Here is an 11,833-nt window from a genome sequence, read left to right as displayed (position 1 = left end):
GAAATGATTAAGTTTCAACAAGTCAGCAAGGTATACCGTGGTGGTCACCAAGCGCTGCAAAAAGTCGACTTTCATATACGTCGCGGCGAAATGGCCTTTCTTGGAGGGCATTCCGGTGCAGGTAAAAGTACTCTGCTGAAGTTGATTTGTGCGATCGAGCGTCCTAGTGATGGCAAGATCCATTTTAATGATCACGATATTACGCGTATCGCCAGTAAAGATATTCCATTTTTACGTCGTAACATCGGCATTATTTTCCAAGATCATAAACTACTGATGGATCGAACCGTTTTTGATAACGTTGCATTGCCAATGCGTATCGAAGGCGCTTCTGAAAACGAGATCAAACGTCGCGTTTCAGCCGCCTTAGATAAAATTGGAATGTTGGATAAAGCGCCTTGCTTGCCACGTCAATTATCCGGCGGTGAACAGCAACGTGTCGGGATTGCCCGTGCGGTAGTGAATCGTCCTCGTTTATTATTAGCTGACGAACCGACGGGTAACCTAGATCATGACTTATCTCACCAAGTGCTCAATCTGTTAGAAGAATTTAACCGCGCTGGCGTATCGATTATTTTTGCTACCCACGATTTAGAGTTGGTTAATAGTCGCCCGCAATATCGTCGTTTTGAATTAAACCAAGGTTTTTTAAGTGAGGTAGAACGTTATGGCCAATAAGAAGCTTAAAGCGGCCAAATCGTCTAAAGCGAATGCGCGTCCACAATCGGCAGGCTTTTTTCAAACTCACATCAAACAAGCTAAAGATTCTTTTCGTAGTTTAATGGCTCGCCCTCTCGGCACTATTTTAACTTTAGCTGTGGTATCGATGTCTTTAACGCTACCTGCGACTTTTTATACCGCTGGCAAAAACATTGCGACAGTGGCTGAAGATATGAATACCGCTTCACAAGTAAGTGTGTATTTAAAAGAAGGGACGCCAGAAGCGCGCTTGATGGTATTAAAAGACCAAGTGGAAACCTGGCCTGAAGTAGAGTCGGTACAGTACATTTCCTCGCAACAAGGCCTAGAAGACTTAAGTCAGTTTGCCGGCTTAGAACAAGCCATGTCGCTATTAAATGATACCGCTTTGCCACCAGTCCTTGTGGTGATGCCAGATGCTGAGCATCAACAAACCGATTACATCAAAACATTGGCGAAAAAACTGCAATCAGAAAACGATGTGACCGACGTTCGTTTGGATGAAGATTGGTTTGCTCGTCTGGATGCGATTAAACACTTAGCTTATATCGTCGCTTATTCGTTTGCTTTGTTGATGCTAGTGTCGGTGTTCTTAATTGTCGGCAATACTTTGCGATTCAACATTCTGGCGCATAAAGAAGAAATCCAAGTAATGAAGCTGATTGGTGCAACGGATCGCTTTATCTTGCGACCTTATTTATACACCGGATTATGGCTTGGCTTATTAGGCTCCTTAATCGCTTGGTTCCTAACCTTAATTATTACCTTGTTGGTAAGTGGCGCAGTCGATACCTTAGCGGGCTTATATGACAGCCACTTTAGCTTGCTCGGCTTAGGTTGGGATGAAAGTATCTTATTGTTGATGCTAGGTTCTACCTTAGGTTGGATAGCGGCGAATTTATCGGCCAGAAAGCATTTAAAAGAAATCGAACCGGTTTAATAAAAATCTGAACTTGTTGAGTTATAAGACCTCTAATTTAGAGGTCTTTCTTTTAGGCGCTAGAGTGGGTAAATAAGGCGAATGTGAGTTTAGTAGGCTTTCTTCTATTCAATTTATATTCACTCTTGCATTCTAGAGATTTGCTATGAATAATAGTTGCCCCCTTGAAGATCTTTAGCAGAAGGTCCAGAATAGGTGGGTTGAAATTAAGCAAACTGTCTTTTTTAAAGTGTGTTATTAATTTTTTAAAGACAAAAGAGGAATTGAATGTCAAACGCATATCCAATGGCTTTAGTCACTTCAGATAGTTTAGATAGCTATATTCGCACAGCCAATAGCTACCCAATGCTGACGGCTGAAGAGGAACGTGACTTAGCAGAGCGACTACACTACCACGGTGAAATTGAGGCAGCGAAAGGCCTAATTTTGTCGCACCTACGCTTTGTTGTACACGTTGCGCGTGGCTACTCTGGTTATGGTTTACCTCTAGCGGATTTGATCCAAGAAGGTAATATCGGCTTAATGAAGGCAGTAAAACGCTTCAACCCAGAAGTGGGTGTTCGTTTGGTGTCTTTTGCGGTGCATTGGATTAAAGCAGAAATTCATGAATACGTGTTACGTAACTGGCGTATTGTGAAAATTGCGACCACCAAAGCACAGCGTAAATTGTTTTTTAACCTACGTAAGTCTAAGAAGCGCTTAGGTTGGTTTAATAATGGTGAAGTTGAAACAGTAGCCAAAGAGCTGGGTGTTTCGACCACTGAAGTGCGTGAAATGGAATCTCGTTTAGCGGCGCAAGATGCGACCTTTGAGATGCCATCAGAAGATGATGATTCTGTCTCTTCTTATACTGCGCCAGTTTTGTATTTAGAAGATAAGCATTCTGACATTGCTGAGAATATCGAAGCGGATAATTGGGAAAACCATACCAATAACCGCCTAGGTCATGCATTAGCAACCTTAGATGAGCGTAGTCAGCATATTGTACGTTCTCGTTGGTTAGATGATCAAAAAGCAACGCTACAAGAACTGGCAGATACGTATAGTGTTTCGGCAGAGCGAATTCGTCAGTTAGAAAAGAACGCGATGAAAAAATTAAAATTGGCGGTAGGTGAGTTCTAATTCGATCTCATTAACGGTTAATTAAGCATGAAAAGCCAAGATCACATGATCTTGGCTTTTTTTATGCGATCGAGTTTATTTATGGCGATCAAAAGCAATGATCTAATGGTTAATCACAAGTGATCGTTTTCTGTGGGTAAATGTGTGGAGAAGCTAGGGGCGGGTGTGGGGCACGATACACTATATATAGTGTTAAGGGCTTTTTTTGAATGTTGATAAAATTACGCTTACCCACACTTAGATCAGGATCATTACTACATGTTGTGGATCCAAAAATAGAAAAACACTTTATCAACGTAATTCACAGCTTTATCCACAAATGAACAAATTATGTACACAATACTGTGTCCTCACTTTCTATCTGTCTTTGTTTGCTGTGGGATACGTTATACTAGCCAGCCCTTATTATGGAAAAAGGAGACAATAATGGACCAGTTTCAACATATCGATGTAGCGCAAGCTCAGAAAATGATAATCGAGCAATCAGCGGTGTTATTAGACATTCGCGACCCACAATCTTTTGCGGTAGCTCATGCCGAGCAAGCTAAGCACTTAACCAACGATACCATTGTGGCTTTGATGGAAGATTTAGAGTTTGATCAACCATTATTGGTAATGTGTTATCACGGCATTAGTAGTCAAGGGGCAGCACAATATTTGGTAAACCAAGGCTTCGAAGAAGTGTATAGTGTTGATGGTGGCTTTGAAGCATGGCAGCGTAGTGGTTTGCCAATGATAAAAATGGCTTAATCATTGTTTGAATATTATTAAGCTTTGGTATTGCTAAGCTTTAATATTGCTAAACTAAGCCGACTCTTTTTTGGGGTAGCCTTGTTTGGTTCGCATTGCGGCTAATCATTACCGAAAAATTTAATAGGTAGTCGTATGATTCGTTTGATCGCTTTAAATAATCCTCGGATTGCACAATCATTTATTGATTATATGGCATCGCGAGATATTGAAATTTTGATGACGCCAGAAGGCGAAGGACAGTTTGCGCTGTGGCTAAAACAACCTGAACATCACATTGAAGTAGAAGCGGAGCTCAAGTTATTTGTCGATAACCCTCACGCTCAAAAGTATCAAGCGGCTTCCTGGCAAGTAGCGGACTCTCGTACTCAGCAATTTCATTATGACTCACCGAGCTTTATCGCTCAGATTAAAGCCAAAGCTGGCCCTTTGACGTTAGCGATTATGGCGATTTGCCTTGTGGTATATGGCTTGTTGTTCTTTGGTTTTGGTCAGCCATTGTTCCAATCTTTGCATTTTCCTGCCAACCCTGAACAAAAATGGCAATTATGGCGTTGGGTTAGTCATGCCTTCTTGCACTTTTCGGTCGCTCATATTGCCTTTAACCTTCTATGGTGGTGGCAGTTTGGTGGCGATATTGAGAAGAAACTAGGCTCGGGTAAGTTATTACAAATTTTTCTACTGTCGGCCGCGTTGTCCGGTGCGGCGCAATATTGGGTCGAAGGGGCAAACTTTGGCGGGCTATCGGGCGTGGTTTATGCCTTGATGGGGTACTTGTGGATTATTGGCTGGCGTCGACCTGACAAAGGTTTATCGGTTCCGCGTCCATTGGTGATCTTTATGTTAGGTTGGTTGGTGTTAGGCTTTGTTCAGCCATTCATGGCGATTGCCAACAGCGCTCATTTAGCGGGCTTGCTTGCCGGCTGTGGTTTAGCCGCCTTGGAAGGGCAGTCAAAAGCGGTATAAGTTTTTGTGCTTTAGGTTTACCTTTCTTTCGCGTTGGATATTCGATAAGCCATTCTATTGGTACAATGGCGATTGGCCGTAATATTCAGCGACAATTTACACATGATTGAGCAAATGTATTCTTCATATTTTAATTATTTTACTCGCCTTGATTGGCAAACTGCATCGTCGTTTTGTTTTGCTGAGTGTTTGGATGCCGAGTGGCTGCAAGAACAAGGCTCGCTTTCGATGCGCTTTTCTCAGCAATGTCAGCACTTGTCTGCCGAGGTGGTGCGCAATCAAATTATCCCGAGTAGTCAATTAACCGACTTTCAACGTGAAATGTTGCTAAGAGCGGAGGCTTTAGATCAAGACTACCTACTACGAGAAGTGGTGTTAGCGGCCGATGGTGAGCCTTGGTTACTAGGTAGTACACTAATTCCCCGCTCGTCATTAACCGATGAGCAATTTGATTTATCGAAACAAGGCGAAGTGCCGTTAGGGTTAACGGTATTTCAAGCCGAGCAAGTAGCCCGAGATCAGTTGCATTTAGCGACTATATCTTCTCCATTAGGCGAGTTGGCAGCACGTAGCTCTCGTTTGTGGATGAATCAAAAACCTATGTTGGTTGCAGAGCTATTTCTTCCCCCATCGCCTATTTATCGCAAGGAATGAATGATATGACTATGGCAAAAGCTGCGGCTTATTGGCAGCTTACCCGTATGAACCGTCCAATTGGTTCACTACTTTTATTATGGCCGACGTTATGGGCGTTGCTACTTTCAGCGGATGGTTTACCTGGTTGGCATGTGACGATCGTGTTTGTATTAGGTGTGTTTACTATGCGCTCAGCCGGTTGTGTGATTAATGATTTTGCCGATCGTAAAGTTGATGGTCATGTAAAGCGCACTAAAAATCGTCCTTTGCCTTCGGGGCTAGTATCGAGCAAAGAAGCCTTAGTCTTGTTCTTCGTACTGGTGTTGGTGTCATTTTTACTGGTGCTAAGTATGAATACGCTGACGATTGAGCTGTCGTTAGTCGGTGTCGTGCTTGCGTTTATTTATCCCTTTATGAAGCGTTTCACGCATGTGCCGCAATTATTTTTGGGCTTAGCCTTTAGTTGGGCGATTCCAATGGCGTGGGCCGCGGAATCTGGCACATTGCCAGCTGAAGTATGGTTGGTGTTTGTAATTAATGTGTTGTGGACTATCGCTTACGATACTCAATACGCCATGGTTGATCGTGATGATGATTTAAAAATCGGCATTAAGTCTACAGCCATTTTATTTGGTCGCTTCGATAAACTGATCATTGGCTTATTACAATTAGCTAGCTTATTACTATTAATGGTATTGGGTGATTGGATGGGACTTTCACACGCGTACTATTGGAGCCTACTTGCGGCAGCCGCGTTGTTTGTTTATCAACAACGTATGATTAAAGATCGAGAAAGGGATAGCTGCTTCACTGCCTTTTTAAACAATAACTACGTGGGTATGGTTATTGCGATTGGGATATTGATTAGCGTGATTTAACCATTATATCCAAGTGACTTGGGTATATTCCTACCCTAATAAAAATGCCGCCGGTGAGTTCAATCATCGGCGGCATTTTTGTCTCTAGTCTCAGTAAGGGTTACTGATTATTTGGAATCCGCTTTACGCATAATGCTTTCTTGTAACGTTAGCTGAACTTCTGGTGATAATAGCTCACCCAGTAAATCGACTAAGGTTTCGATTTTGTGCTGCTGTTCAGTTTGTGGCGCTAAGTAGCCTTGCTGTTTAAGCGTCTGGAATAAGGTGATAAATACCCCTTTATCGAAAAACTCTGGTGCATTAATACCGTGTAATCTTCCTAAACGCTGAGCAATAGTTTGGCTTTGCTTTTCAAGTAGTGCTTTATCAATATCTGGCATCGCGACTAGTTGAGTTAACGCAATAGCATAACGTTGCAAGGTTTCGACAATAGTACGAGAGAGTAGAATTAATACTTGTACTTGAGAAGGATTAATCGAAATCACGTCATTGTCTTCTTTAATCAACTCTTGGCGTAGTAGCTCATTCACCAAATCGGTGATTACTGTGTCTAGCTGATCTTCTTCGTAGTGTAAGAACAATTCCGCTTTCAAGAATGGGTAGATCAAGCTAATCGCTTGGTGTAACTCATCACGAGAAATGTGTTCTTTTTGCACCACTAGGTGAGCGATCAATGACGGCAAAGCAAATAAATGGATGATGTTATTACGGTAATAAGTCATCAGAACCGATTGTTGTCGATCAAGAGAAATAATATCGCCTTGTTCATCAGCTTCTACCACAAACTTATCTAGCTTCTCTGCATGCTCGACCAATTGTGCGGCGCTGCTATCTGGCACGGTACTGGTTGGCGTGTAAGGTACTTGCGTTAATAGCGATAAGTAGCAATTAATTTGTTGTTCAAGCTTGCGGCGAGAAAGTGCACGTTGATTTGAGGCCAATAAAGCAGTGGCACAAAGTGTCAGGGCATTGGCTGCCGCCGCATCATTAATATGTGTCATCATTTTATTGGCAAGTTTATTCACCACCGGATTCATCCATTGTGGTTTTTGGCTGCTATCTTGCGCTTGGTTATCTTTACTCGACCAACCTGGCACTTCTTCATTGAGGTAGTGGTTGAGGTTAATTGGCTCACCAAAATTCACATAGCCTTGGCCAAAATTACGTAGCTTACGTAGTGTTTTCAGTACCATGCCGGCACTTTCTTTCTCTTTACGTTTGCCAGTTAATTCTTTGGCGTAAGTCGACACTTCCATCACGTGTTCGTAACCAATGTAAACCGGTACTAAAGTCACTGGGCGGTTTAAACCACGCAGCATGGTTTGGATAGTCATCGCCAGCATGCCGGTTTTAGCTTGTAGTAAACGGCCAGTACGTGAGCGCCCACCTTCGCTGAAAAACTCAACCGAATAGCCTTTAGTAAACAACTCCGCTAAATATTCACGGAAAATGGTGGAGTAGAGCTTATTGCCTTTAAAACTGCGGCGAATAAAGAAAGCGCCACCACGACGGAAAATTGGACCGGCTGGGAAGAAGTTGAGGTTCACCCCTGCGGCAATGTGTGGCGGAACCATGCCTTCATGATGCAATACGTAAGAAAGGAGTAGGTAGTCCATGTGGCTACGGTGACAAGGCACATAAATGATTTCATGGCCATCTTGCGCCAATTTACGAACCGCTGCCATATTGTTGATATTCAAGCCTTGATACAGCTTGTTCCACAACCAACCTAAGAAGCGAGCGCCAACACGAATTAAGGTATAAGAAAAGTCGGCGGCAATTTCTTCGAGCATGCCTTGCGCTTGTTTTTGCGCCTTTTCTAGCGAGATATTTTTACTCTTGGCTTCATCTTGAATCGCTTGTTGGATCTCTGGCGATTTTAACAAACGATTAAACAGTACTTGGCGTTGTGGCAAGCTTGGGCCTGAGGCGGCTAACTTTTGGCGTGAAAAGTGGATACGCGCCACGCGTGCTAATTTATGAGCGATGGTTTCATCTACGCCATGAGTGTCGGCCATATAACGCAATGACACCACAGGGCTAAAGCGGATCATACAATCGCGGCCTGATGAAACTAATAAGCGACTTTTTTGACAAGCACTCATCGCCTGTAAATATGGCTTTTCTTTACCTTCTTGATTCGGTTTGCGGCCCCATAAAATAGAGGTAGGCAGCATTTGAATATCCAGCTCAGAATCGGCTTGATGCAGCTTGAGCAATTGAGTAAATAACTCAACGGATTGTTTGGGTAGAATTTGTTTACTGTGAGTCGTCATGCCCTTTGAGGTTAGAAACACAAAGCGCGAGAATTCTTGGCCATTGATTTGTAATGGCGTTAACGGGTCGGGTAGACCGAGTGCTTTGGTTTGTGTTTGTAAGCTGATCAGATCGATATCTGAATCAAAAGGCAAAGCATAGACAATGGGCTTGGTTAAATCTAACGTCAGTTCTTCAACCGGATTGGCTGGAATGGTTTTACCCTTAACCAAAAAAGAAAGGGGTAACTTTAGAAGTGAGCGAGAAACGCGGTGTCCGTAAGACATAACAGTGTATAGCCTCAAATATAAAAAGCGGGGCTCAATCCCCATATTAAATGCGCTGCAAGAATAGCAGAAAGTTGCCCGTTCTATTAGCTTATTCCGGTTAAATCACACCAAATGATAAAATATCGATCTATATATGAGGCTAAGAAAGACCCAAATCAATGCTCAAAAAGTGATTCATATCTCTGGAGTTATCTTACTTTACTGTATATACTCACAGTCAACTGTATAAAAAGACAGGTGAATTATGAAACCGTTGACGCCCCGCCAACAGCAAATCTTTGAATTGATCAAAGATAAAATTGATATGACTGGAATGCCACCAACTCGTGCAGAAATTGCGCGTGAATTAGGTTTTCGTTCGGCCAATGCTGCCGAAGAACACTTAAAGGCATTAGCTCGAAAAAATGTAATTGAAATTATTCCCGGTGCTTCTCGTGGTATTCGCATTGTGCAAACTGAGGAAGAATTGCTAGAAGAGCAAGGACTACCTCTCGTTGGGCAAGTGGCTGCCGGTGAGCCAATCTTGGCGCAAGAACACGTGGAAAGCCATTATCATGTTGATCCTTCGATGTTCCGCCCGCAAGCCGACTTCTTGCTGCGTGTTCATGGCATGAGTATGAAAGATATCGGTATCGTGGATGGTGATTTATTGGCGGTGCATAAAACTCAAGACGTTCGTGATGGCCAAGTAGTGGTTGCACGGGTAGATGAAGATGTGACGGTAAAACGTTTAGAGCGTAAAGGTTCGAAAGTTTTTCTGCATGCTGAGAATGAAGAGTTTAGTCCCATTGAAGTGGATTTAACTCATCAAGAATTGACCATTGAAGGCTTAGCAGTTGGCATTATCCGCAATAACACTTGGATGTAATATTTCTGCATCTTGACGTGACGTGCGGTTATGAGCAAATTTCCCACAAACTTGCTTGTAAATTTAAATGATAATCATTATCATCAATTAATCTCAACCTAGGGGATTAATTGATGACTGCTTCTTCTGATCCAACTCAACCCGCTACTTGCCAAACTTATCAAGTTCCTAGTGAGCTATTGCAACCTTTGTGGTTACGTAGTCGCGAAAGCTTGATTGATGATGGTTTAGTTTATGATCCGATTGCAGCGCGTGCTTGCCAACGTTGCCACCTTTCGGCTGAGTGTTTAGCAGGCGATATCGATCAAAAGCAGTTACTACATGCCACCCTTACTCAACTCTGTGATATGGAAGTATCGCGCTTTCTTACTCGCCATCCTAATGCGTGGATCATTAATGTCGGTGCTGGGCTCGATACTCGTTTTTATCGTTTAGATAACGGGCTTTGTCATTGGATTGAAGTCGATGTCGATGAAACCTTGCTATGGAGACAAAAACTCTTTCATCATAGTGAGCGTTATAAAATGATGTGCGGCTCTGTGCCGGATATGAAATGGCTCGATCAATTAGCGATTCCTGATAACGCACCGGTTTTAGTAGTGTGTGAGCAAGCGTTGTTGCTGCAACCTCGCAATCAAGTGGCGCATTTTGTGCAAAAACTTGGGCGGCATTTCTCTCACGCTCAAGCTTGCTTAGTGTTGGCGGGTGATAAAAGCCAATCACACTGGGGCAAGAAAATGGGCTGTTCAGTTTATAAGCATGGCTTAAAAGATCCCGTGACCAGTGTTTTATCTTGGCTGCCATGGATTGATCGGATTAAAGCTCGCTCTCCTGTCGAACATAACTGTAAGCGTTGGCGAGCTTGGCAGAAATTGGTTTCTAAGTTGCCTTTTATCAAGCATAGACTTACCCCAATCATGATTCATTTGAGTTGGTAGTCAATCACGGCTAATAATTTCTTTGTTTATACCCAAGTGACTTCAAGATGCAGAATTCAGAGCTATCATCCAGACCTTTAGACAAGGTAAACTGTCGCCTCATCTAAGTGAGGTTTTCGTGATCAAACAATCTTCGTCATTCCAACTGCTTCAGCAAATTCTCTCGCAGCGCTCTTTGCATAAGCAGGTGTTGTTGCTCGCCATTCCTATGGTGCTTTCTAATATTACCGTGCCTCTTTTAGGTTTAGTCGATGCAGCGGTGATCGGCCATTTAGACTACGCCTGGTATCTAGGTGGTGTTGCTCTAGGTAGTACTATGATCAGCGTGACGTTTTGGCTGTTAGGTTTTTTGCGTATGGCCACCACCGGACTCGCCGCTCAAGCACAAGGTGAGGAAAGCCCACAAAAGTTAGCCCATGTTTGGTTGCAAGGTATGTTGGTGGCTTGGCTGCTGGCTGGCTTGTTTTTATTGTTTCATTCGCCATTGGCTGAGCTGATTTTCTCTTTAAGTAATGCCAGCGCCGAAGTGAAGCATTATGGCATGCAATACTTTTCGATTCGGGTGTGGAGCGCGCCGGCAGCACTCGCCAACTTTGTTATTTTAGGTTGGTTGCTAGGAACGCAAAATGCCAAAGCGCCGATGTGGCTAGTGATCGTGACTAACCTCGCCAATATTATTTTGGATGTCTTGTTTGTCTTGGTATTTGATTGGAAGGTGGCAGGTGCGGCGTGGGCTTCCGTGTTAGCTGATTATACCGGCTTAGCATTAGGCTTGTTTTTCGTGATGCGTACTTGGATCAAGCAACAGCTTCCTAATGTACTGACTCTACTACCTTCTGCCACTCATGGCATGGGTAGAATGCTGCGCTTAAACAGCGATATTTTCTTGCGCTCATTGTGTCTACAAGCAGTATTTAGCTTTATGACCTTTCAAGGTGCGGCACTAGGTGATGATGTGGTCGCTGCCAATGCGGTATTGATGAGCTTTTTGATGATGGTGTCTTATGGCATGGATGGTTTTGCTTACGCCATGGAAGCCATGGTTGGCAAAGCAGTAGGTGCGAAAAGTCGTGGACAACTACTCAATTCGTTAATCGGTACTTCATTTTGGGGCTTAGTCTGTAGTGTTTTCTTAACTTTGATGTTTTGGCTATTTGGCCACCAACTGGTTCGGCTGATTACCGATATTCCTAATGTGCAGGCACAAGCGGATATTTACCTACCTTGGCTGATTGTGATGCCGCTGGTATCGATGTGGTGTTTTTTATTAGATGGCATTTTTGTCGGGGCGACCAAAGGCAAAGATATGCGTAATAGTATGCTTATCGCCATGTTGTGCTTTTTTGCGCTGTATTTCAGTTTCGCTTCTTGGGGCAACCATGCATTGTGGATGTCGATGCTAACCTTTATGGGAATGCGTGGTATTGGGCTTGCGGTGATATTTATTACCCAATGGAAGCAGCAACGATTTATTGAATCCGTTTGATGGC

General features: G+C 43.2%; 11 protein-coding genes. 10 read left to right on the top strand and 1 reads right to left on the bottom strand.

Annotation, left to right across the window (positions count from 1 at the left end; translation table 11 throughout):
- The first annotated feature begins 3 nt into the window (after nucleotides 1–3).
- The 7 genes from ftsE (at nucleotide 4) to ubiA (ending at nucleotide 5,991) form a co-directional block, all read left to right on the top strand.
- Entirely contained in the window at nucleotides 4–678 is a 675-nt protein-coding gene (ftsE, locus tag L3V25_RS14840) for a cell division ATP-binding protein FtsE (RefSeq protein ID WP_089125068.1), read from the top strand.
- On the top strand, nucleotides 668–1,639 hold the full coding sequence (gene ftsX, locus L3V25_RS14835; protein ID WP_237296262.1) for a permease-like cell division protein FtsX: 972 nt from the start codon (nucleotides 668–670) through the stop codon (nucleotides 1,637–1,639). The genes ftsE and ftsX overlap by 11 nt, the downstream gene beginning before the upstream one ends.
- A gap of 267 nt (nucleotides 1,640–1,906) precedes the next feature.
- On the top strand, nucleotides 1,907–2,761 hold the full coding sequence (gene rpoH / locus L3V25_RS14830) for an RNA polymerase sigma factor RpoH (protein ID WP_237296261.1): 855 nt from the start codon (nucleotides 1,907–1,909) through the stop codon (nucleotides 2,759–2,761).
- 426 nt (nucleotides 2,762–3,187) lie between these two features.
- Nucleotides 3,188–3,511: a thiosulfate sulfurtransferase GlpE gene (gene glpE, locus L3V25_RS14825; RefSeq protein WP_237296260.1), complete on the top strand. Its 324-nt coding sequence runs from the start codon at nucleotides 3,188–3,190 to the stop codon at nucleotides 3,509–3,511.
- A gap of 135 nt (nucleotides 3,512–3,646) precedes the next feature.
- Complete coding sequence (glpG, locus tag L3V25_RS14820) at nucleotides 3,647–4,477, top strand: rhomboid family intramembrane serine protease GlpG (protein ID WP_237296259.1); 831 nt, start codon at nucleotides 3,647–3,649, stop codon at nucleotides 4,475–4,477.
- Nucleotides 4,478–4,591: 114 nt separating this feature from the next.
- On the top strand, nucleotides 4,592–5,131 hold the full coding sequence (locus L3V25_RS14815) for a chorismate lyase (RefSeq protein ID WP_237296258.1): 540 nt from the start codon (nucleotides 4,592–4,594) through the stop codon (nucleotides 5,129–5,131).
- Nucleotides 5,132–5,136: 5 nt separating this feature from the next.
- Nucleotides 5,137–5,991, top strand: coding sequence for a 4-hydroxybenzoate octaprenyltransferase (gene ubiA / locus L3V25_RS14810; protein WP_237296257.1), 855 nt, complete (start codon nucleotides 5,137–5,139; stop codon nucleotides 5,989–5,991).
- Between the two features lie 107 nt (nucleotides 5,992–6,098).
- Here the strand turns inward: ubiA and plsB are convergent, their stop codons facing one another.
- Nucleotides 6,099–8,534: a glycerol-3-phosphate 1-O-acyltransferase PlsB gene (gene plsB, locus L3V25_RS14805; protein WP_237296256.1), complete on the bottom strand. Its 2,436-nt coding sequence runs from the start codon at nucleotides 8,532–8,534 to the stop codon at nucleotides 6,099–6,101.
- 247 nt (nucleotides 8,535–8,781) lie between these two features.
- Here plsB and lexA point away from each other — a divergent pair, with 247 nt between their 5' ends.
- The 3 genes from lexA to dinF all read left to right on the top strand — a co-directional run bounded on the left by lexA (nucleotide 8,782) and on the right by dinF (nucleotide 11,829).
- On the top strand, nucleotides 8,782–9,405 hold the full coding sequence (gene lexA / locus L3V25_RS14800; RefSeq protein WP_237296255.1) for a transcriptional repressor LexA: 624 nt from the start codon (nucleotides 8,782–8,784) through the stop codon (nucleotides 9,403–9,405).
- 113 nt (nucleotides 9,406–9,518) lie between these two features.
- Nucleotides 9,519–10,343: a class I SAM-dependent methyltransferase gene (locus L3V25_RS14795; RefSeq protein ID WP_237296254.1), complete on the top strand. Its 825-nt coding sequence runs from the start codon at nucleotides 9,519–9,521 to the stop codon at nucleotides 10,341–10,343.
- Between the two features lie 118 nt (nucleotides 10,344–10,461).
- Complete coding sequence (gene dinF / locus L3V25_RS14790; protein WP_237296253.1) at nucleotides 10,462–11,829, top strand: MATE family efflux transporter DinF; 1,368 nt, start codon at nucleotides 10,462–10,464, stop codon at nucleotides 11,827–11,829.
- Nucleotides 11,830–11,833: the final 4 nt, after the last annotated feature.

The organism is Vibrio sp. CK2-1 (assembly GCF_021726515.1).
Taxonomy (GTDB): domain Bacteria; phylum Pseudomonadota; class Gammaproteobacteria; order Enterobacterales; family Vibrionaceae; genus Vibrio.
This window is presented reverse-complemented; position numbering and strand designations above follow the sequence as displayed.